At 64.4% G+C, this 21,495-nt stretch carries 16 protein-coding genes and 2 tRNA genes; 13 read left to right on the forward strand and 5 right to left on the reverse strand.

Annotation, left to right across the window (positions count from 1 at the left end; all coding sequences use genetic code 11):
* Positions 1-223: 223 nt before the first annotated feature.
* A tRNA-Leu gene (locus ACQCSW_RS08950) sits at positions 224-305 on the reverse strand.
* Positions 306-462: 157 nt separating this feature from the next.
* A complete protein-coding gene (gene bcp, locus ACQCSW_RS08955; protein ID WP_426990423.1) occupies positions 463-936 on the reverse strand; it encodes a thioredoxin-dependent thiol peroxidase in 474 nt (157 codons plus the stop codon).
* A gap of 95 nt (positions 937-1,031) precedes the next feature.
* Here bcp and ACQCSW_RS08960 point away from each other — a divergent pair, with 95 nt between their 5' ends.
* A complete protein-coding gene (locus tag ACQCSW_RS08960) occupies positions 1,032-1,487 on the forward strand; it encodes a MarR family winged helix-turn-helix transcriptional regulator (RefSeq protein WP_426990656.1) in 456 nt (151 codons plus the stop codon).
* Positions 1,488-1,661: 174 nt separating this feature from the next.
* On the opposite strand, the gene ACQCSW_RS08965 is transcribed toward ACQCSW_RS08960, so the two are convergent.
* The 3 genes from ACQCSW_RS08965 to ACQCSW_RS08975 all read right to left on the reverse strand — a co-directional run bounded on the left by ACQCSW_RS08965 (position 1,662) and on the right by ACQCSW_RS08975 (position 4,176).
* Positions 1,662-1,737 (reverse strand) — tRNA-Lys (locus tag ACQCSW_RS08965).
* 116 nt (positions 1,738-1,853) lie between these two features.
* Positions 1,854-3,041 (reverse strand): PQQ-dependent sugar dehydrogenase, encoded by a 1,188-nt coding sequence (locus ACQCSW_RS08970; RefSeq protein ID WP_426990424.1) that lies wholly within the window; start codon positions 3,039-3,041, stop codon positions 1,854-1,856.
* Positions 2,995-4,176: a hypothetical protein gene (locus ACQCSW_RS08975; protein WP_426990426.1), complete on the reverse strand. Its 1,182-nt coding sequence runs from the start codon at positions 4,174-4,176 to the stop codon at positions 2,995-2,997. The genes ACQCSW_RS08970 and ACQCSW_RS08975 overlap by 47 nt, the downstream gene beginning before the upstream one ends.
* Before the next feature lie 208 nt (positions 4,177-4,384).
* On the opposite strand from ACQCSW_RS08975, the gene ilvD reads away from it, so the two are divergent.
* The 12 genes from ilvD (at position 4,385) to ACQCSW_RS09035 (ending at position 21,445) form a co-directional block, all read left to right on the forward strand.
* On the forward strand, positions 4,385-6,106 hold the full coding sequence (ilvD, locus tag ACQCSW_RS08980) for a dihydroxy-acid dehydratase (RefSeq protein ID WP_354250933.1): 1,722 nt from the start codon (positions 4,385-4,387) through the stop codon (positions 6,104-6,106).
* Positions 6,107-6,504: 398 nt separating this feature from the next.
* Positions 6,505-8,412, forward strand: coding sequence for an acetolactate synthase large subunit (locus ACQCSW_RS08985; RefSeq protein ID WP_354250934.1), 1,908 nt, complete (start codon positions 6,505-6,507; stop codon positions 8,410-8,412).
* A 2-nt stretch (positions 8,413-8,414) separates the two neighbouring features.
* Positions 8,415-8,927, forward strand: a complete 513-nt coding sequence (gene ilvN, locus ACQCSW_RS08990; RefSeq protein ID WP_028271611.1) for an acetolactate synthase small subunit — start codon at positions 8,415-8,417, stop codon at positions 8,925-8,927.
* A gap of 99 nt (positions 8,928-9,026) precedes the next feature.
* A complete protein-coding gene (gene ilvC / locus ACQCSW_RS08995; protein ID WP_354250935.1) occupies positions 9,027-10,052 on the forward strand; it encodes a ketol-acid reductoisomerase in 1,026 nt (341 codons plus the stop codon).
* A gap of 124 nt (positions 10,053-10,176) precedes the next feature.
* Entirely contained in the window at positions 10,177-11,766 is a 1,590-nt protein-coding gene (serA, locus tag ACQCSW_RS09000; RefSeq protein WP_426990427.1) for a phosphoglycerate dehydrogenase, read from the forward strand.
* Positions 11,767-11,971: 205 nt separating this feature from the next.
* A complete protein-coding gene (locus tag ACQCSW_RS09005; protein WP_426990428.1) occupies positions 11,972-14,767 on the forward strand; it encodes an ABC transporter permease in 2,796 nt (931 codons plus the stop codon).
* The gene (locus ACQCSW_RS09010) at positions 14,764-15,519 is read left to right on the forward strand and encodes an ABC transporter ATP-binding protein (RefSeq protein ID WP_426990429.1); all 756 of its coding nucleotides are present in this window, start codon (positions 14,764-14,766) and stop codon (positions 15,517-15,519) included. Before ACQCSW_RS09005 ends, ACQCSW_RS09010 begins: the two co-directional genes overlap by 4 nt.
* A 34-nt stretch (positions 15,520-15,553) precedes the next feature.
* Positions 15,554-17,113, forward strand: a complete 1,560-nt coding sequence (gene metG, locus ACQCSW_RS09015) for a methionine--tRNA ligase (RefSeq protein WP_426990430.1) — start codon at positions 15,554-15,556, stop codon at positions 17,111-17,113.
* 373 nt (positions 17,114-17,486) lie between these two features.
* A complete protein-coding gene (locus ACQCSW_RS09020) occupies positions 17,487-18,269 on the forward strand; it encodes a hypothetical protein (protein ID WP_426990431.1) in 783 nt (260 codons plus the stop codon).
* A gap of 115 nt (positions 18,270-18,384) precedes the next feature.
* The gene (locus ACQCSW_RS09025; RefSeq protein ID WP_426990432.1) at positions 18,385-19,125 is read left to right on the forward strand and encodes a class F sortase; all 741 of its coding nucleotides are present in this window, start codon (positions 18,385-18,387) and stop codon (positions 19,123-19,125) included.
* A gap of 43 nt (positions 19,126-19,168) precedes the next feature.
* A complete protein-coding gene (locus ACQCSW_RS09030) occupies positions 19,169-20,221 on the forward strand; it encodes a 3-isopropylmalate dehydrogenase (RefSeq protein ID WP_426990433.1) in 1,053 nt (350 codons plus the stop codon).
* Positions 20,222-20,332: 111 nt separating this feature from the next.
* Positions 20,333-21,445, forward strand: coding sequence for a branched-chain amino acid aminotransferase (locus tag ACQCSW_RS09035; RefSeq protein WP_426990434.1), 1,113 nt, complete (start codon positions 20,333-20,335; stop codon positions 21,443-21,445).
* Positions 21,446-21,495: the final 50 nt, after the last annotated feature.

Raw genomic sequence — 21,495 nt, forward strand, 5'->3', positions numbered from 1 at the left:
TCTTGCCTGCCGCAGACGTTGTGCCTGCCGCGTGGCCTTTTCCGACTGTTGGGCACCTGCCTTTGGCTGGTGTCTCAATGGGTATTCGGCCGGAGCGCGGAAGCGGATGGGTGGATCACCAAGAGTTTTTTAATTTCATGCCAAACCGGGGAGAACGCCCTGGCTGGCGGCAGTTAAATGACAGAGATCCCGGGCCTGTGGGCCCGGGATCTCTGTATCAGTGTGCGCAAGGGGGGACTTGAACCCCCACGCCCGAAGGCACAGGAACCTAAATCCTGCGTGTCTGCCAATTTCACCACTCGCGCTTGGCAGTTGCCGCCGCTGTCTTCGTCCTTGGCCTGGTGGCCAAGGGATAAGAACGTACGACGGCGGATGCCAGTTTCCATTGTAGCCTCGGGTCGGCGGGGTTCCGGTCAGCCGGTTCCTGCTGCATGTTCCGGCCGCCTGTTCCCGCGTAATGCGTTACGCGGCCAGTTTGAGGTCGCGCCGCAGTTTTGCCACGTGGCCGGTGGCCCGGACGTTGTACTGGGCCAATGCCACCTTGCCGTCGGGATCGATCACCACGGTGCTGCGGATCAGTCCCTCATAGGTCCGTCCGTAGTTCTTTTTTTCGCCCCAAGCGCCATAGGCCTCGGCCACGGCATGGTCCTCGTCCGAAAGCAACGGAAAGCTAAGGTCCTCGTTGGCGGCGAAGGCAGCAAGTTTGTCCACGGAATCGGGGGAAACTCCCAGGACGCGATAGCCAGCTGACCTGAAGGACGCCAGGCTGTCGCGGAAATCGCAGGCCTGTTTGGTGCAGCCGGGGGTGGCGGCAGCCGGGTAGAAATACACGATGGTGCTGCCGTCATGGCCGGAAGCCAGGTTGACGTCCTTACCCGACGAATCCTTCAGCGTGAAGCCGGGCGCTACGTCACCGGTCAAGAGTCTTTCAGCCACTATTAATCTCCTTGTTGCGGGCGGAACACACCATTTTAGTAAGCATCCAGAGCCGATGCTAACCAGCCTTAGCTATACTTGCTGGTATGCCTGACATGGATCGCTGGCCCACTGGGCGCCTATTGTCCACCGCGGCACGCCTCGTTGAACACTCCTGGAACGAAAAGCTGAGCGCCATCGGACTGACGCATGCCGGCGTGATCGCTATCGAAGTCCTCTCAGCGCAAGGGCCTATGACGCAGGCCCAACTGGCTCAATATGTGCGCGTTCAGGCCCAGACCATGGGTAAGACTCTGAGCCGGTTGGAGTCCCACGGCCACATTGCCCGCGTCCGCAGCACGTCGGACCGCCGCAGCCAGGTGGTGTCCCTCACTGACAGCGGCCGGGAAGCCGCAGCCGCAGCCGTTGAAATGGAACGCTCGGTACTCGCTGCGGCAGCCATTGACCCTGACGCTTTGCGGCAGGAGCTCCAGGCAGTGGTTCGGGAGCTGGCCAGCCAGTTCGCCTCGCCGTCAACCCGCGCCCTGGTGGACGGTGCCCCGCTCGGCTAGCAGTCCCGGAATCCGGGAACGACCCCTCCGGCATCCCCGCTGCAAAGTTCCGCAGTGGTGGTGCTGGATTTTTTTCGCCGATGTGGTTCCTGGCAGCACAAACGGAATCTTCTCCCGCCACAAACAAAAACAGCCCCTGGCCGCGTTTCCGCGTGCCAGGGGCTGTTTTTCCCTTGGTGCACCCCCCGGGACTTGAACCCGGAACCCATTGATTAAGAGTCAATTGCTCTGCCAATTGAGCTAGAGGTGCATCTCTTTTGTGGTGGCCTTCCAGGCTTTTTCTTTCCCGGTTGATCTCCGCAACGACATGAAACTCTACACGAACTTTCGGGCCATGTGAAATCGAAGCCGCCGTTGCCCTCGGGTTCAGTCGGGAGGGCCCAGAACCAGCACAAAATCAGGGTTTTTGTTGTTAGTGAGCAGCCAGAAGCCGCCGTCGGGGGTCCGGATGACGTCACGGATCCTGCCGTATTCGCGTGTGAAATAGGCCACAGGGGCGCTTGCCTCCTCGCCGGACAGGGGCACCGTCCAGAGACGTTGGCCGCGCAGGGCGCCGATGTAGGCGGTCGACCCGACAATTTCCAGGCCGCTGGGTGAGGAGTCCGCCGTCGAAGGCCACACCACCTTCGCGTCGCGGTACTCCTTCCGGTGCGGTGCGCCGGTCACGGCGGGCCAACCGTAGTTGGCTCCCGGCTCGATGAGGTTGAGTTCATCGTTGACGTCCGGGCCGAATTCGCTGGCCCAGAGCCGGCCGGCGCTGTCCCACGCGAGTCCCTGGACGTTTCGGTGCCCCAGGCTGTACACGGCATTGCCGAACGGGTTGCCTGGCGCGGGGTCACCTTCCGGAGTCAGCCGCAGGATCTTCCCGCCCAGGGCATTGGGGTCCTGAGGCTGTTCGCGGCGCTGGGAGTCGCCTGTGCCCACGTACAGGAACCCGTCCGGGCCGAACCGGATCCGGCCGCCATTGTGAGTGGATGCCTTCGGGATTCCGGCAAAGACCACCTCGGGGTCGCCAAGGTCCAAGGATCCGTCAGGCTGTTCCGTTAGCTTGAGCCGGGCAATGCGGTTGTCCTCTGCAGACGTGAAGTACAGGTACAGGTAGTTGTCGGCCTCGAAGCCGGGGGAGAGGGCGAGTCCCAGCAGGCCGCCCTCACCGCCTGGAGCAACGCCGGGGACCCGGCCGATGGTGGCCGCCCGGCCGTCGCGGACAGCCTTCAGCAGCGCTGAGTCACGCTCGGAGATGATGGCCGTCCCGTTCGGCAGGAATACCGCTGCCCAGGGAATGTCGAGTTGGAGATCGAGGCGGCCCACAACCTTCGGCGGCGTGGCGCTTCCCGTGCCCGTCGCGATTTCCGTGCCGGTCCCGGTCCCGGCTCCTGTGATGCTCCCGGTGGGAGCGTCGTTGGCGTCGCCCGTGCAGCCCGACAGCAGCAAGGCCAAGCCCACTGCGAAGGCGCCCGCCGTGGGCTTGGCCGCCGTGAAGGCCCGAAAGGGCGCCTGCGTCCGGTCAGATGCGGGTGCGCCGGGGAGCCCGGAAACCGGCGGCTTCCGCATGGGCAGCCGACTCAAACCAGACGTCGGCCTTCGTCTGCTCATAGTCAGGATGCCCCTCCTCGTAATAGACCATCGCTCCGGCGTCGGCCTTGACGTCGAAATCCGCCGGGCCGCTGCCGTCCGGGCCGGGCGACGCGGAACCGGCGCCGTAGGGCTGGTCCGCGCCCAGATGCCCCGTGGGTTCCGGCGCAGCTTCGTAGTCCGCCACCGCTGCGGGGTCCATGGTCGCGGGTTCCGCGGGTTCCGCGGCCCCTGTGGATACTGCAGCCTCCGTGGATCCTGCAATTTGCACGGAATCCGTGGTTGCCGCGTCCCGGGCTGAATCGATGGCGTCCACTTCCGCGTCAACAGCTTCGGCAGCGGCCGTTTCGGCGCCGGGCAGCGTGGCCGCGTGGGGCTCCGTGTATTCCGGGTGATGCACGAATCCGGTGTCCTGGGCCGGTGGCGCTTGGGGCAGCGGGGGGTCTGCAATAACGGTGGACGCCTCGCCTGTCGGCCGGTGGCTTGCGGCGAGTTGGGTTGGCGCGCTTGCCTCTGACCACTGGGTTTCCCACTCGGCGTCGTCTGCCTGCCGGTTCACGCTCTCCTGGCTGCCAGGTTCCTGGGTTGTTAGCTCCTCCGGGAGAGCCGGCTCCTCGTGGCCAGCCGGCCCGTCGGGGCGGGCCCGCTGCTCCGGGGACGACGGTTCCTCAGAGCCAGCCGACTCCTCAGGGGATGACAGTTCTTCGGAGGACACGCGTTCCGGTGCAGCAGCTGCGGCAGTATCTGTGGAACCGGCAGCGTCGGGTTCAACGCGGGCGTCCTGCCCGATGCTGGTGTCCTTTTCATCGCTTACTTCGGCAAGGCTGGCTTCGTGCCCAGTGTTGGCTTCCTGGTGTATTACCGTGCTGGACCGCTCGGGCGCCTCGTCCGCCGTCGTCGGTGGTGCCGGCTCAGCGGCGCCGAAGCCCGCCGCGCTGGGGATGCCCGCCGTGCCGGCGGCTTCTGCGGAGGCGGCCGCACTTCCACCGGAGAGGCCGCCGTCCGCCCGGACCGGCGTGGAGTCGCCTGTGCTCGAGGAGCTGCTGCGGTTCAGCAGCCACCACACAACGCCCACGATCAGCACAATGAGGATAATCCAGAAGACAATATCCATAGCAGGGCCCTTCAGTCCGGATGGCATGGTTGCCGTTCCCTGACGGTACGTCGGCGCGAACGGGACTGTCTAGGTTCCTGCAGGCCCGCAAGGGTCCGTCTCAGAATTTGAGACGAGAGTCCACTATTTGATCGAAATATTCCTGAATATGGGCCAAACGGGCTGTTCGAGTCGTTGGCGTCCCGATCGGAGTCATAGACTTTGACCCATGAGTGAGGACACCCAAACAGCAACCGAGAACAAGATTGACATCAAGCCCCGCAGCCGGGTCGTCACCGACGGGATCCATGCCGCCCCCGCGCGCGGTATGTTCCGCGCAGTCGGCATGGGCGATGACGACTTCGCGAAGCCCCAGATCGGCGTTGCGAGTTCCTGGAATGAAATCACTCCCTGCAACCTCTCCCTGAACCGGCTGGCCCAGGGCGCCAAGGAGGGTGTCCACGCCGGCGGCGGTTTCCCCATGCAGTTCGGCACTATCTCCGTCTCCGACGGCATCTCCATGGGCCACGAAGGCATGCACTTCTCGCTCGTTTCCCGTGAGGTCATTGCCGACTCCGTGGAAACCGTCATGCAGGCCGAGCGCATCGACGGCTCTGTCCTGCTCGCCGGCTGTGACAAGTCCCTGCCGGGCATGCTGATGGCTGCCGCCCGCCTGGACCTGGCCAGCGTCTTCCTGTACGCGGGGTCCATCATGCCGGGCTGGGTCAAGCTCGAGGACGGCTCCGAAAAGGAAGTCACCCTCATTGACGCGTTTGAGGCCGTCGGTGCCTGTGCCGCCGGCAAGATGAGCCTCGAAGACCTGACTCGCATCGAAAAGGCCATCTGCCCCGGCGAAGGCGCCTGCGGCGGTATGTACACGGCCAACACCATGGCGTGCATCGGCGAGGCGCTGGGCATGTCCCTGCCCGGCTCGGCCGCCCCGCCCTCGGCAGACCGCCGTCGTGACGAATTTGCCCGCAAGTCCGGCGAAGCAGTGGTGAACCTGCTCCGCCTTGGCATCACCGCCCGGGACATCATGACCAAGAAGGCGTTTGAAAACGCCATCGCCGTCACCATGGCCTTCGGTGGCTCCACCAACGCCGTCCTTCACCTGCTTGCCATCGCCCGCGAAGCCGAAGTCGAGCTGAACCTGGAGGACTTCAACCGCATAGGCGACAAGATCCCGCACCTGGGTGACCTCAAGCCCTTCGGCCGCTACGTCATGACCGACGTCGACAAGATCGGCGGTGTACCCGTCATCATGAAGGCACTGCTCGACGCCGGCCTGCTGCACGGCGACTGCCTCACCGTCACCGGCAAGACCGTTGCCGAGAACCTCGCCGCGATCAACCCGCCGGACCTCGACGGCAAGATCCTCCGTGCCATGGACAACCCGATCCACAAGACCGGCGGCATCACCATCCTCCATGGCTCCATGGCGCCTGAGGGTGCCGTGGTGAAGAGTGCCGGCTTCGACGCCGACGTCTTTGAAGGCACCGCCCGCGTGTTCGAACGCGAGCAGGGCGCCCTGGCCGCACTGGACAAGGGCCTGATCAAGGCCGGGGACGTTGTGGTCATCCGCTACGAAGGCCCCAAGGGCGGCCCCGGCATGCGAGAGATGCTCGCCATCACCGGTGCCATCAAGGGCGCCGGTCTCGGCAAGGACGTCCTGCTGCTGACGGACGGCCGCTTCTCCGGAGGAACCACCGGCCTCTGCATCGGCCACGTGGCACCGGAAGCCGTCGACGGCGGCCCCATCGCCTTCGTCAAGGACGGGGACCGGATCCGCGTGGACATCGCCGCCCGCAGCTTCGACCTGCTGGTGGATGATGCAGAGCTCGAATCCCGCAAGATCGGCTGGGAGCCCCTCCCGGCCAAGTTCACCAAGGGTGTGCTCGCCAAGTACGCCAAGCTGGTCCACAGCGCCTCCACGGGCGCATACTGCGGGTGATTCCTTCCCTTGGTGCGCGGCGCGGGCGCCGCGCACCAAGGGGCCCTCGGAATCCCCCTTATTAAGCCCTTCCGCCTTGGAGGGGTTTGTTCAGGGGGATACCTTTGGAATATGTGGCCGGACACCATGTTCGGCCAGTGGACAATGGTGTCCACATGGTGAGATGTGAATTGTCCTCATTGACACGCATCTCACGCAGAGGGAAAACTGAACGCATGATCGCATTCGTTACTAGCTGCGCCGCTGCAGAAGCAGTCGTCGTCCTTACCAAGCGCGTGGCTGACTAGCCCGACTGGTAACGAACCGTCACGCGCAACCCCTCGAAAAGCCACCAGGCTGAGGGGTTTTTTTATTTCCCGCATTTCCAAGTACACAGATGATCCACAAGGAAGAGTCCGATGAGCAAAGGATCGCCGATCAGCCCCTCGCTGATGGCTACTAAGTCCGCTGGAGCCCCCAAGGCTCCGGAACGCGCCGACCGTACGGCTGACCAGGCCGCCGCCGTCGCTGATCTTGCCGCTGTCTCTCCTGTCCTTGGGCCGAACAACGTTGTACCCCCAACGGTGATGACCGGCTCACAAGCTATTGTCCGATCGCTCGAAGAACTCGGCGTCGACGATATTTTTGGTTTGCCTGGTGGCGCGATCCTGCCTACCTATGACCCCTTGATGGCTTCCAGCATGAATCACATACTGGTCCGTCACGAACAGGGAGCCGGCCACGCCGCGCAAGGCTACGCCATGGTCACCGGGCGGGTTGGCGTCTGCATCGCCACCTCAGGCCCGGGAGCCACCAACCTCGTTACCGCCATCATGGATGCACACATGGACTCCGTACCGCTGGTGGCCATCACCGGCCAGGTGTCCAGCGCCGTGATCGGCACCGATGCCTTCCAGGAAGCTGACATCGTCGGCATTACCATGCCGATCACCAAGCACTCCTTCCTGGTCACCAACCCCCAGGATATTCCGCATGTTATGGCCGAGGCCTTCCACCTCGCGTCCACAGGCCGCCCGGGCCCGGTGCTGGTGGATATCGCCAAGGATGCCCAGCAGGGGCAGATGACGTTCTCGTGGCCGCCGAAAATCGACCTTCCGGGATACCGGCCCGTGACCCGCGGCCACAACAAGCAGGTCCGCGAAGCCGCCAAGCTCATTGCCGCAGCCAGCAAGCCTGTCCTGTATGTGGGCGGCGGCGTGATCAAGGCGCACGCGTCCGCGGAACTCCGCGAGCTGGCCGAGCTGACAGGGGCGCCCGTAGTCACCACCCTGACAGCCCGCGGCGCTTTTCCGGATTCCCATGACCAGCACGTTGGCATGCCCGGCATGCACGGAACGGTCTCGGCGGTAACGGCCCTTCAGCAGTCCGATCTCCTCATCACCCTGGGAGCGCGCTTTGATGACCGGGTAACAGGCATCCTGAAGTCCTTCGCACCCCACGCCAAGGTCATCCACGCCGACATCGATCCGGCGGAAATCTCCAAGAACCGCACGGCCGACGTCCCCATCGTCGGCTCGGTCAAGGAAATTATTCCGGAACTCACCGAGGCTGTGCGGGCCCAGTTCGAAATTTCCGGTACACCCGATCTGAACAACTGGTGGGCGTTCCTGAAGAACCTCCGGGACACCTACCCGCTGGGCTGGACCGAGCCGGAAGATGGACTCAGCGCGCCCCAGCGCGTCATCGAACGCATCGGTGCACTCACGGGGCCGGAAGGAATCTACGTTGCGGGCGTCGGCCAGCACCAGATGTGGGCCGCCCAGTTCATCAAGTACGAGCGCCCCCACGCCTGGCTCAACTCCGGCGGCGCCGGCACCATGGGCTACGCGGTACCGGCAGCCATGGGCGCCAAGGTAGGCGAGCCGGACCGTGTGGTCTGGGCGATCGACGGTGACGGCTGTTTCCAGATGACCAACCAGGAACTTGCCACCTGCGCCATCAACAAGATCCCCATCAAGGTTGCCATCATCAACAACTCCTCGCTGGGCATGGTGCGCCAGTGGCAGACCCTTTTCTACGAGGGCCGCTACTCCAACACGGACCTCAACACCGGCCACGACACCGTCCGGATCCCGGATTTCGTCAAGCTGGCCGATGCCTATGGCTGCGCCTCGTTCCGCTGCGAACGCGACGAGGACATCGACGCCACCATCCAGAAGGCGCTGGAGATCAATGACCGCCCCGTGGTCATCGACTTCGTGGTGAGCCCCAACTCCATGGTGTGGCCGATGGTGCCCGCCGGAGTAAGCAACGACCAGATCCAGGTTGCCCGCAACATGACCCCGGAATGGGAAGAGGAGGACTGAACATGACCCGCCACACACTGTCCGTTCTGGTTGAAGACAAGCCCGGTGTGCTGACCCGCGTCGCGAGCCTGTTCGCCCGACGCGCCTTTAACATCAACTCCCTGGCCGTGGGCCCGACGGAAGTTCCGGGCATGTCCCGGATGACCGTCGTCGTCGACGCCGACGGTGACCTCATTGAACAGGTCACCAAGCAGCTCAACAAACTGGTCAACGTGATCAAGATCGTTGAGCTGACCTCCGAATCTTCCGTACAGCGAGACCACATCCTGGTCAAGGTACGTGCGGATGCCGCAACACGCCTGCAGGTGACCCAAGCCGCAGACCTGTTCCGTGCTTCAGTGGTTGACGTCTCCACAGACTCCGTGGTCATTGAAGCAACCGGCCACCCCGAAAAGCTCACGGCGCTGCTCTCAGTGCTCGAGCCCTTCGGCATCCGCGAAATTGTGCAGTCCGGCACCCTGGCCGTTGGACGGGGATCCCGCTCCATGAGTGACAGGGCTTTGCGCAGCGCTTAGTAAGGCGGGGCACGGCCCCACCTGCGGCGCAATGCCCGTGCAGTACCGCAGTACCACAGACTAATTACCCAGTGAATCCACTCAAGAGGAGTTACCCAAGTGACTGAAATGTTCTACGACGACGACGCCGACCTGTCGATCATCCAGGGTCGCAAGGTTGCCATTGTTGGCTATGGCTCCCAGGGCCACGCCCACGCGCTGAACCTGCGCGACTCCGGTGTCGAGGTTGTCATCGCCCTCAAGGAAGGCTCGAAGTCGATCGCCAAGGCCGAAGAAGCCGGCTTCAAGGCCCTGACCGTTGCCGACGCTGCCGAATGGGCCGACGTCATCATGATCCTGGCGCCGGACCAGTACCAGCGCTCGATCTACAACGACTCCATCAAGGACAAGCTGACCCCGGGCAAGGCACTGGCCTTCGCCCACGGCTTCAACATCCGCTTCGGCTACATCGAGGCACCGGAGGGCGTTGACGTCATCCTGATCGCCCCGAAGGCTCCGGGACACACCGTGCGCCGCGAGTTCGAAGCCGGCCGTGGCATCCCGGACATCATCGCCGTGGAGCAGGACGCCACCGGTGCAGCCTGGGACCTGGCCAAGTCCTACGCCAAGGCCATCGGCGGCACCCGCGCCGGCGTCATCAAGACCACCTTCACCGAAGAGACCGAAACCGACCTCTTCGGCGAGCAGTCCGTCCTCTGCGGCGGCGTATCCCAGCTGGTCCAGTACGGCTTCGAAACCCTGACCGAAGCCGGCTACCAGCCGCAGATCGCCTACTTCGAGGTGCTTCACGAACTCAAGCTCATCGTTGACCTCATGTGGGAAGGCGGCATCGCCAAGCAGCGCTGGAGCGTTTCCGATACCGCCGAGTACGGCGACTACGTCTCCGGCCCGCGCGTCATCACCCCCGCGGTGAAGGAAAACATGCAGGCTGTCCTCGCCGACATCCAGAGCGGCGCGTTCGCCAAGCGCTTCATCGACGACCAGGACAACGGCGGCGAAGAGTTCAAGGCCCTGCGTGCCAAGGCTGAGCAGCACCCGATCGAGGCCGTTGGCCGCGAGTTGCGCTCCCTGTTCGCCTGGCAGCAGACGGACGAGGACTACGTAGAGGGCTCCGCAGCCCGCTAAGTCTGCTGTGCCGGTGCCCCTCGGGGTGCCATTATGAGGCCGGGTTCACTTAACAATGTGAGCCCGGCCTTTCCGTCCGCCTAGACTTGTTCCATCCCAAGGACTGCAACGCAGAGGATCACCCGTGTCAAAACCCGTAGTACTGCTCGCCGAAGAACTTTCGCCCGCCACCATCGAGGCCCTCGGCCCGGACTTCGAGATCCGCCAGACTGACGGCTCCGACCGGTCCCAGCTGCTCGCCGCCATCGCGGACGTGGACGCCATCCTGGTCCGCTCCGCCACCCATCTGGACGCCGAAGCCATTGCCGCCGCGAAGAACCTCAAGGTCATCGCCCGCGCCGGCGTTGGCCTGGACAATGTTGACATTAAAGCCGCCACACAGGCCGGCGTGATGGTGGTCAACGCCCCGACGTCGAACATCATTTCGGCAGCGGAACTGACGGTGGGCCACATCCTGAGCCTCGCACGCCACATCCCGCAGGCCAGCTCCGCGCTGAAAAACGGTGAATGGAAGCGCTCCAAGTACACGGGCATCGAACTATTCGAGAAGAAGATCGGCATCATCGGCCTGGGCCGCATCGGCGCCCTCGTTGCTGCCCGCCTCCAGGGCTTCGACACCGAAATCCTCGCCTACGATCCGTACATCACCTCGGCCCGCGCCGCGCAGCTCGGCGTCAAGCTCGTCACCCTCGATGAACTGCTGAGCCAGTCGGACTTCGTTACCATCCACATGCCCAAGACGCCGGAAACCGTCGGCATGCTCGGCGCTGACGCGTTCACCAAGATGAAGTCCACCGCCTACGTGGTCAACGTGGCCCGTGGTGGCCTCGTCGACGAAGAGGCGCTCTACGCTGCCCTGCAGGACCGCCAGATCGCCGGCGCGGCCGTGGACGTCTTTGTCAAGGAACCCAGCACGGACCTGCCGTTCTTCGCCCTGGACAACGTAGTGGTCACCCCGCACCTTGGTGCATCCACCGATGAAGCCCAGGAGAAGGCAGGCGTCTCGGTTGCCAAGTCCGTGCGATTGGCGCTGGCCGGCGAACTCGTACCGGATGCCGTGAACGTGGCCGGCGGTGTGATCGCGCCCGACGTCCGTCCGGGCATCCCGCTGATCGAAAAGCTGGGCCGGATCTTTACCGCCCTGACCCACGCCTCCCTGACCCAGATCGACGTCGAGGTGGCCGGCGAGATCGCGGCGCTGGACGTCAAGGTCCTCGAACTTGCCGCGCTCAAGGGCATCTTCGCCGATGTGGTGACCGAACAGGTTTCCTACGTCAACGCCCCGGTCATCGCCGAACAGCGCGGCATCAACGTCCGCCTGATCACGACGGCGGAAGCGGAGGACTACCGCAACGTCCTGACTATCCGGGGTGCTTTGAGCGACGGATCGCAGATCTCCGTGGCCGGCACGCTTACGGGCCCCAAGCAGGTGGAGAAGCTCGTCGGAGTCAACGGCTACGACGTCGAAATCCCCATCAGTGAGCACCTGGTGGTGGTTTCCTACGCCGACCGGCCGGGTGTGATCGGCACCATCGGACACATCCTGGGCATGAACAACATCAACATCGGCGGCATGCAGGTGGCCCGGCAGGCGGAAGGCGGCCAGGTTCTGGCGCTGCTCACCATCGACAGTTCCGTTCCACAGCAGGTGCTTGACGCCATCAAGGCAGGCATCGGCGCCGAGATGGTCCGTGAAGTGGACCTCGAGGACTAGGAACTGCACCGCCATCAACGACGCGTGACCGGAGATTAACGCCGGCCACGTATGATTGGCCGGTCTGCTTACAATGGCTGGGTCCTGTTTCGGGACCATGCCGGCAGACCGGCCAATACTTTTTGCACACCAGGCAGGAAATCCTTTATATCCGCCGCCTGCGGATCCCGGTGTGCGCACGCAATCCAGGTTTCAGGGAGCCCCAATGAACGCCGTCCAGAGGTTCATCAGAAGCAAAGTGCTGCTGCTGACCGCGGCCATCTTGATCGCAGCCATGTGCTTGTCGGTCCTCGTCCAAGGCCAGTCGCAGGCCGCACTTAACCGGACGGTGGATGAGAATTCGCGAGGTCTCTACGATGTCCTGGTCCAGGCCAAGGCAGGTTCCGGTGCGCTGATGCAGCCGGAAATCGCCAACGGCGGCGGCGGCATCGGCTTTGACCAGCTCGAGAAGATCCGGAAGCTCTCCGGAACCTCGGTGGCAGCGCCCATCAGCCTGGTGTCCCGCGTGACGCAGAACCTCGAAGCTCCGCGGCTCGACGCCATGGACTACCTTGGCTACAACTCCGGACTGGCAGGCACGGCCACCACGGACCAGGCCGCCGGCGCAACGGAGCCCGGCAAATGGCCCGCCGCCGAGTCCGTGCTTAGCGACACCGCCAAGAAATACCGCCTGACGGCCAGCGCCGTCAGCTCCGACGGCGTCTCCGAGAAGACCCTGTTCAAGTCCACCGCCGAGGGCAGCCTGGGCAAGGCCCGCCTGATCGAAGAGAAGACGGCCGGTGGCACCAGCATCCGGATCGCCCCTCCCGCAAACGAGACGGGCATCAAGTTCCCCGCTCCAGCCGGCGGCTCCGAACACAACCTGTTCAACCTTTCGGTATCCCTGCCGCTGTCTCCCGAAGTGACCGAGTCCGTAGTCGCCGTCGACCCCGTCTCCGAACGCGCACTGCTGGGCTCAGCCGGCGACTTCCTGGCCCCCCTCGAGAAGGCCCCGCCCGCCGACGCGCGGAACGCCGGTGCCATTGGCCGCCACTTCGAAAGCCTCTTCACCAACGGCATCAGCATGGACCAGCTCAACGAAGGCCCTGACTTCCTCGGCGTCAAACTTAAGTACTGGGCACCCCTGATGACCCAGTACCAGCAGGCGAAACGCAGCGGACAGCTCACCGCGGACTCGCAGGCCATTCCCCTGATTGTCCGTTCCGGCACGTCCCTGGACCTCAAATACAACGTCAAGATCGAAGAGATCGACGCCTCCGGCAAGGTCGTCAAGGACGTCGGTACCGCCACACGCTCCCTCGGCAAGGACTACCTGCCGTTTGTGTCCAAGGACCCCTTTGCATTGTCCTGGCCCGGTTCCACCGACCACTCCGGTCTTCTCGGCAGTGCCGGCAACTTCAACCAGGGGCTCTACACCCCGGCCACGTGGAGCACCGACTTTGCCGCCGCGCCGAAGTACACCGATGGTGAATCGGCCGCCAACGGCGCGGTCCAGAAGGCCGCAGTTCCCAGCGACTGGGTCACCGTGAACCGGCTGCCGGAGAAGGGTGCCAACGGCGCCCCGGTGGACCAGACGCAGCGTCAACCCGTCGATGAACGCTCGTACCGCGAAGACCTGGCGACAGGGGAGAAGCTCGCGGCTCCGCTGGCCATGGTCTACGGGACTTTCGACCCCTCGGCCGTCGAGAAGGCGGCCGGCGACGTCAACCGCCTCCCGCTGGGTGGCTACGACCCCACGCCGTTTACCCTCACCAAGGACGCCGACGGCAAGACGGTCACCGGTACCGAACTCAAGCCCTCACTCAGTGCCACCGGACTTGCAAGCCAGTCCGCCGGCGCCATCACCGACTTCTACGGCCTGGCAGCGGCCCGCGGCTACAAGGACAACGCCGCCGTGATCGATGCGGTGCGTGTCCGGGCCAAGGCCCCCGGCAGCTGGAAGGAAGCCCAGCCGGACGTCGAAAAGCTCGCCAGCGAGATCCGCGAAATGGGCCTGGAAGCTACTGTTGTGGCCGGTTCGGCCCGTGAAGACGCCAGCATTTTTGTTCCCGGATACTCAAAGGACGACGCCGGCAAGGAGTCAGCGCTGGGCACTGTCCAGCAGTCCTGGGTCCGCCAGAACGCGGCCGACGCAGTCTCCGGCTCGCTGACCGGTACCAACGTCACGCTGCTTTTCCTCACCCTGTGCGGAGCCGCGTTGCTGACCGGCGCCTCAACCGTCAGCTACATCCGCAAACGCAAACGCGAAGCCGGAACCCTCCGCGCCATGGGTTGGACCCAGGTGCGCATCAGGAACTGGGTGCTCGAGGAATTCGGTGTCGGCGCTGCGCTGCTCGCGGTGGCCGGGATTGTCCTGAGCCTGGTGAGCTGGAGCGTGACCACCGCCATCGTCTCGGCCTCCGTCCTGGTCCTGTATGCGGCAGCGGCTTTCTTCGCCGCGCAGCAGCTGCGTCACCGCGATGAGGTGGACCAGGAACCGCAGCACGACGAGCGGCTGATCCCGGTGGACTCCCCGCTGACGTTTGCCAACCGGCAGCTAAGCACCAACAAGTTCAATACCCTTTCCCTGGCGGTCGCAGTTGGCGTCTTCGGAGCCGCAGTGGGCGGGCTGGTGGCTCTGCTCATCGACATCCCCCGTGCGGCCGGAGCGAGTGCGCTCAGCGGGCTGGCTGCAGCAAGCGTGGCGCTGCCCAGCATGCTCCTGGCCCTCGCCGGCGTCGCCGTGGGCCTCACCCTGACCCTGGTCACCGGCAGGTTTGAGCTCAACGCCAAACGCCAGTACCTGGGCATCCTCGAAGCCATGGGCTGGAACCCGGACATGCTCCGCCAGGTCCGTCTCTTCGAAAACGCGCTGGTGGGCACGGTGGCCCTGCCGCTGGGCGTCCTGGGCGCGCTGGGCATCGGGCTGCTCCTTGCCCCGTATGCCGCGCTGTGGGCCGGAGTCGCCGGCCTGGTGGCTGTACTTTGCTGGATACCGATTGCAACGAAAGTGGTCCAATGATAAACGAGACGAATGTTCACCGGAGCCGGAGGTCCGGCCCGGCTGTGGCGCCCCTGCAGACCCGTGCCAACACCATCGTCAAGGCCGCGGACCACGGGACCCCGCTGGAACTGAGCGACATCACCATCCGCTACGGCGGCGGCAAGAGCGGTGCCGAAGCCGTCAGCGTTGTGGAGGGCTTCGACCTCACGCTGCACGCCGGCGAGATGCACTGCGTGGCCGGCCGAAGCGGATCCGGCAAGACCAGCATCCTGACAGTGGGCGCGGGACTGACCCTGCCGACGTCGGGCCGTGTCTTCTGGGAGGGGGATTCCCTCGAAAGCATGGGCGACGACGAAATCGCCGACCGCCGTCGGGCCCTGATCGGTTACGTTGACCAGGGCGGCGCCCTGATCGACGGCATGAGCGCCCTCGAGAACGTGCTCCTGCCGGCCGTTCCCGACGGCGAGGTGGACCAGCGCCGCGACATGGCCAAGGACCTCCTGGACCTGGTGGGTCTGGGCCGCCGGATGCGGCACCGTCCGGCCCAGCTTTCCGGTGGTGAACGCCAGCGTGTGGCGATCGCGCGCGCCCTGATCCTGGGCACGCGTGTGCTGGTGGTTGATGAGCCCACGGCCAGCCTGGACCGGGCCTCCGCCAACCGCATCATCAGCATCCTCAAGGACACCACCTCGGACGGAATCGCAGTACTGGTCGCTTCCCACGACCACGAACTGGTCCGCCTGAGCGATACGCTGACTGAACTGATCTAGCCCTACCCCTTCGCACCAAAGGTAACGTCCGCACGTGAGCGCAACAGACAAAACCCCGTTCTACATCACCACGGCCATCACCTACCCGAACGGTGTTCCGCATATCGGGCATGCCTACGAGTACATCGCCACCGACGCCATGGCACGCTTCAAGCGGCTTGACGGCTTTGACGTGATGTTCCTGACGGGCACGGATGAGCACGGCATGAAGATTGCGCAGGCGGCCGAGAAGGAAGGTGTCACGCCCAAGGAACTGGTGGACCGCAACGCGGAAGTTTACAAGTCTGCCCACGCCGCGCTGGGGATCACCTACGACCGCTTCATCCGGACCACGGACGCTGACCACTACGCCGCGTCGCAGGCCATCTGGAAGAAGATGGAAGCCAAAGGCGATATCTACCTGTCCAAGTACGAGGGCTGGTACTCCGTCCGGGACGAAGCGTTCTACGTCGAGGACGACACCGTGGTCAAGGACGACGGCGTGCGGTACTCCAAGGAGACGGACACCGAGGTGACGTGGACGGCTGAGGAGAGCTACTTCTTCCGGCTGTCCTCCTACCAGGACCGCCTGCTGGCGCTGTACGAGGCCCAGCCGGAGTTCGGCGCACCGCAGTCCCGCTTCAACGAGGTCATCAGCTTCGTCAAGCGCGGCCTCGAAGACCTGTCGATCAGCCGCACCACCTTCGACTGGGGCGTCCCCGTCCCCGGCAACGACAAGCACGTGATGTATGTCTGGGTGGATGCGCTCACCAACTACCTGACCGGCGTCGGCTACCCGGACGTCGATTCGGAATCATTCAGGAAGTTCTGGCCCGCCGACGTGCACGTGATCGGCAAGGACATCTCACGGTTCCACGCCATCTACTGGCCGGCGTTCCTGATGAGCGCCGGCATCGAACTCCCCAAGCGCGTTGTGATCCACGGCTTCCTGCACAATAACGGCGTGAAAATGTCCAAGTCCCTCGGTAACGTGGTGGCGCCGGCAGACTTTGTGGCGCAGTACGGCCTGGACCAGGTACGGTTCTTCTTCCTCCGCGAGGTCCCGTTCGGTGCCGACGGCAGCTACAACCATGAGGCCATTGTTGGCCGCATGAACTCGGACCTGGCCAACAACTTCGGCAACCTGGCGCAGCGTTCGCTGTCCATGGTGGCCAAGAACTGCGAGGGCCGGGTACCGGTTCCGGGTGCCTTCGCGGCTGAAGACAACGCGATCCTGGCGCAGGCCAACGGGCTCCTCGAAACGGCCCGGGCAGCCTTCGAAAAGCAGGAATTCAGCCGCGCACTCGAGGCCATCTGGGGCGTCCTGGGGGACACCAACGCCTACTTCGCCGAGCAGGCCCCCTGGGTGCTGCGGAAGACCGACGTCGAACGCATGAACACCGTGCTGTACGTGACGCTGGAGGTGCTGCGCATCGTGGCCATCCTGGCCCAGCCAGTGATGCCCACCGCCACCGCCGCGCTGTTGGACACCCTGGGACAGCCCGACGGCGGATCCCGCCAGTTCTCCGCGCTCACCACGCCGATTGTCGCCGGAACGCCGCTGCCGGCTCCGGCGCCCGTCTTCCCCAAGTACGAAGAGCCGGCCGAAGCCTAAGAGCAGTCCGGGCGGGCTCTCTGTGCCGGCCCGGACCGAGTAGGTTTCCGTGCCTGTCAGTAGGACCCGACTTGGAAGGCGGGTACTGAGTACTGGAGACACCTTGCTGTCCGTCTGCCTAGCCTTATCTGGTTAGCAAACTGATGTTTCGCATCTGGGAGAACCGTCGCCCCCCGATGCTGTCTGTTTGCCGTTTGACCCGTCAGGTTGGGGCGGTCGCCGTTCTCTTTTATGTCTGATCAGTTTGAACCAGACAATGATGGAGACGGAAATGAAACGTATCCTTGCCGCATTAGGCGTCACGAGTCTCGCACTGCTCGGTGCCTCAGCTATAGCAGTGGCTTCACCAACTGAATCACCGGGTGGTGGGGACATGATCACAATCTGCCATGCAACGGGCTCAGCCACCCATCCCTATGAGCAGATAACCATTAGCCTCAACGGGCTCCAAGGGCACGCAAACGCCAACCACCAGCTCGAGGAAGACATCATCCCTGCGAATACAGGAAAAGTCCTGCCAGCAGGGCAGAACCTGGACAAGATGGACTGGTGGAACGCGGGCTGCAACGCGCCCGGGAACGGAAACGGCAACGGGAACGGGAACGGAAACGGGAATGGTAACGGTGACCACAAGGTCACCATCTGCCACGCCACCGGTTCGGCGACTAATCCGTATGTGGTGATCACCATCGACCTGAACGGACTTAATGGTCACGCCAATGCCAACCACCAGCTCAGCGAGGACATCATCCCGCCGAACAGTGGAAGCATTGTGCCGGAGGGCCAGAACTGGACGGCCTCGGGGCAGGCAACTTTCAACAACGGTTGCGTTCCCACAACTGTGCCGCCAGTAGTGCCGCCTGTTGTTCCTCCGGTAGTGACGCCTGTTGTTCCTCCGGTAGTCCCGCCTGTAGTGCCTCCGGTGACGCCGGGCGAAACTCCCAGTGGGGCAGTTGTGGGTACACCGACGGGTCAAGGTGCCGTAGCTGCCAACAACCCTGGCTTCAATGTCCAGACTGCAGTGGCAGGTTCCACTGACGTTGCCGTTGCCCCCTGGGCCGCCGGCATCGTGGTGATGCTGCTCGCTGCAGCGGGAGTAGCCGCCCGCAAGACGCTGGCGGCCAGCGGTACCGGGTCCGGGCCCCGGAAGGAATGATGCCGGAGGCCGGCGCCCGCAGGGGCACTGCTTGAATCACCGGCAGGCGCCGTGGCCGCAAGGGCACGGCGCCTGCCGGCACACCGGGCAAGTCCGACTGACATTCGGGATAACCATGGACAGCGATCATTCAACGGCATCAACTCCGTCCCAGGATCAGGCAGACCGTTTGCCGGAAGCGGGGCGGGAAAGGCTCTTCACCGCCAAGAGCATCGCCTTCGTGGCGCTCTGTGGCGTGCTGGCCTACCTGGCGTTCGCATTCCTCCCATTCTTGGCCGGGCCCGGGACTTCGCCGACGGTGACCGGGGTTGCTGTGCAGCCGACGGTCCCGGCGCAAACACCGTCCACCCCCACGCCCCCGGTGGACATCGGCGCGCCGGTCCCGGCCGGTCCGGCAGCGTCGCCTCCGCAGAGACTGGTGTACCCGGCCGCAGACATCGATGTGGCGGTCCATCCGCTCGAACCCACCGGCGAGGACCAGGCCACCCAGACCATCGTGCCGCCCCCCACCATGGACGGCTACTGGCTGTCGCCCTACGGTGTGCCCGGAGCGGGCTCAATCAATACCACTTACATCGCCGGCCACAGCTGGACGGACAGGGACGCGCCGTTCAACCGGCTCAGTACCCACGCGGCGGCAGGTGACAGGCTGACCGTGGCCACAGCCACGGGTGAAGTGGCTTACCTGGTGGATTCGGTGACCACCTACGTCAAGTCCGGCCTCAAGGACAGTCCCATCTGGCAAGTGGCGCCCAACAGGCTGGTCCTCATTTCCTGCTACACGGGTGATTTCTGGGGCACCAACGTGGTGGTGGTGGCCTCACCGGAGGACCCGCGCCTTCGTCTCAACAAATGAGACTGATTGTCCGGCATGCGGATGATCTTAATATTCTTGGAGCATGAGCGCATCCACGATCAATCTCGCTGTCATTCCCGGTGACGGCATTGGCCCAGAGGTCATTGCCGAGGCACTGAAAGTCCTCGAAAAGGCAGTCGCCGCTGAAGGCGTTGTCCTCGAGCAGACCCATTACAAGCTCGGCGCCGAGCACTGGCTGGCCACCGGCGAGACCCTTCCGGATGAGGTCCTCGCCGACCTGCGCACGCGGGACGCGATCCTCTTCGGCGCAGTGGGTGCCGCCCCCGGCGACACCCGGATTCCGTCCGGCATCATCGAGCGGGAGATGCTGCTCAAGCTCCGCTTCAGTCTGGACCACTACGTCAACCTGCGGCCGTCGCGGCTGTACGGAACGGTAGGCAGCCCGCTGGCCAATCCCGGCATCATCGATTTTATCGTCGTCCGGGAAGGAACCGAGGGGCCCTACGTGGGGAACGGCGGCTCCCTTCGTACGGGCACGCCCCACGAGGTGGCCACCGAAGTCTCGCTGAACACGGCCTATGGCGTGGAGCGTGTTGTCCGCGATGCCTTCCGCCGCGCAAGCACCCGTGATCGCAAGCATGTGACGTTGGTGCACAAGCACAACGTCCTGGTCTACGCCGGTCACCTGTGGAAGCGCACGGTCGAGGCGGTGGCCCAGGAATTCCCCGAGGTCACCCACGACTACCTGCATGTTGATGCGGCCACCATCTTTATGGTCACCAACCCGTCCCGCTTCGATGTCATTGTCACAGACAACCTCTTCGGCGACATCCTGACTGACCTCGCTGCAGCCGTCACTGGCGGCATCGGCCTGGCGGCATCCGGCAACATCAACATGGACCGCACCGCTCCGTCCATGTTCGAACCGGTCCACGGCTCGGCCCCGGACATCGCCGGCCAGCAGAAGGCAGATCCCACTGCGGCCATCCTGTCAGCGGTGCTCCTGCTGGACCACCTCGGCTACACCGCCGCGGCCCGCAGGATCGAAGCTGCGGTGATCGCCGACGTCGAAACCCGCGACGGCGGCGCCCGTAGCACCAGCGCCGTCGGGGATGCCATCGCTGCAGCGCTCTAGGCCCGGCCAGCAGGTCCTGCCAACGGGCGTAAGCTTGTTTCGAATCACCAAATGCTGCCCTGCGGTTCAGTGCTGAACCACATTCAGAAGGCAGCCGATCGTGGAGGAACCATGACTCAGACCGCCCATGGCGTCGAATTTAACCAGCAGCTCTCGGCAACCCCGAAGTCAGCTGAAGAGCGTGCAGCCATCCTGGCGAACCCGGGATTTGGCAATTACTTCACCGACCACACCGCCGTCGTCGACTACAGCGTGGACGAGCAAGGCGAGGGTGGCTGGCACAACGCGCGCGTTGAGGCCTACGGACCCATCTCCCTGGATCCGTCTGCCGCGGTGCTGCACTACGGCCAGGAGATCTTCGAAGGCCTCAAGGCATACCGCCACGCTGACGGCTCAATCTGGACCTTCCGTCCGGAGGCCAACGCCGCCCGCCTGAACAAGTCGGCGCGACGCCTTGCACTTCCGGAACTGCCCGAGGAATACTTCCTCGGCGCCATCCGGGAACTGGTGCAGGCGGACAAGGAATGGGTTCCAGCCGGTGACGGCGAGGCCCTGTACCTGCGCCCGTTCATGATCGCCACCGAGGCGTTCTTGGGTGTCCGGGCCGCGCGTGAGGTGTCCTTCCGGGTGATCGCATCGCCCGCCGGCAACTACTTCGGCGGCGTGCTCAGGCCCGTGTCCATCTGGATCTCCCGCGAGTACGCGCGCGCAGGCCGCGGCGGTACCGGGGCGGCCAAGTGCGGCGGCAACTACGCCGCCTCCCTGATCGCCCAGCAGGAAGCCGAAGCCAACGGCTGCAAGCAGGTGCTGTTCCTGGATCACTTCAACGATGACGCCGTGGAAGAGCTCGGCGGCATGAATGTGTTCTTTGTGATGAAGGACGGCTCCCTGGTCACTCCCGCGCTCACGGGGACCATCTTGGAAGGCATCACCCGCTCCTCCGTGATGCAGGTGGCGAAGGACATGGGCCGGGAGGTCACCGAGCGCAAGATCACCCTGGCGGAATGGCGCGACGGCGTGGCCTCGGGCGAGATCGCCGAGGTCTTTGCCTGCGGCACCGCAGCCGTGATCACCCCGATCGGTGTCCTGAAGGACACCACCGAATTCATCGGCTCCGAGGACGCGAAGGCGGGGGAGACCACCATGGCCATCCGCGAACAGCTCCTCGGCATCCAGACCGGAACCGTGCCGGATACGCACGGCTGGCTGACCCGCCTGGCCTGACCACAACAACCCTGACCACCACAACGCGGGGTCACTTAGCGCCCATTTCT

It is taken from the genome of Pseudarthrobacter sp. Y6 (assembly GCF_050156205.1).
GTDB lineage: Bacteria > Actinomycetota > Actinomycetes > Actinomycetales > Micrococcaceae > Arthrobacter.

What these genes read in the sequence shown, in the direction of transcription:
- ACQCSW_RS09025 (WP_426990432.1), top strand. Translation starts at nt 18,385, where the DNA reads ATGGACAGCGATCATTCAACGGCATCAACTCCGTCCCAGGATCAGGCA.
- ACQCSW_RS09005 (WP_426990428.1), top strand. Translation starts at nt 11,972, where the DNA reads ATGAACGCCGTCCAGAGGTTCATCAGAAGCAAAGTGCTGCTGCTGACC.
- ACQCSW_RS08970 (WP_426990424.1), bottom strand. Translation starts at nt 3,041, where the DNA reads ATGCGGAAGCCGCCGGTTTCCGGGCTCCCCGGCGCACCCGCATCTGAC.
- ACQCSW_RS09010 (WP_426990429.1), top strand. Translation starts at nt 14,764, where the DNA reads ATGATAAACGAGACGAATGTTCACCGGAGCCGGAGGTCCGGCCCGGCT.
- ACQCSW_RS09030 (WP_426990433.1), top strand. Translation starts at nt 19,169, where the DNA reads ATGAGCGCATCCACGATCAATCTCGCTGTCATTCCCGGTGACGGCATT.
- ACQCSW_RS09020 (WP_426990431.1), top strand. Translation starts at nt 17,487, where the DNA reads ATGATCACAATCTGCCATGCAACGGGCTCAGCCACCCATCCCTATGAG.
- ilvD (WP_354250933.1), top strand. Translation starts at nt 4,385, where the DNA reads ATGAGTGAGGACACCCAAACAGCAACCGAGAACAAGATTGACATCAAG.
- ACQCSW_RS08985 (WP_354250934.1), top strand. Translation starts at nt 6,505, where the DNA reads ATGAGCAAAGGATCGCCGATCAGCCCCTCGCTGATGGCTACTAAGTCC.
- ACQCSW_RS08960 (WP_426990656.1), top strand. Translation starts at nt 1,032, where the DNA reads ATGGATCGCTGGCCCACTGGGCGCCTATTGTCCACCGCGGCACGCCTC.
- ilvN (WP_028271611.1), top strand. Translation starts at nt 8,415, where the DNA reads ATGACCCGCCACACACTGTCCGTTCTGGTTGAAGACAAGCCCGGTGTG.
- ACQCSW_RS09035 (WP_426990434.1), top strand. Translation starts at nt 20,333, where the DNA reads ATGACTCAGACCGCCCATGGCGTCGAATTTAACCAGCAGCTCTCGGCA.
- ACQCSW_RS08975 (WP_426990426.1), bottom strand. Translation starts at nt 4,176, where the DNA reads ATGGATATTGTCTTCTGGATTATCCTCATTGTGCTGATCGTGGGCGTT.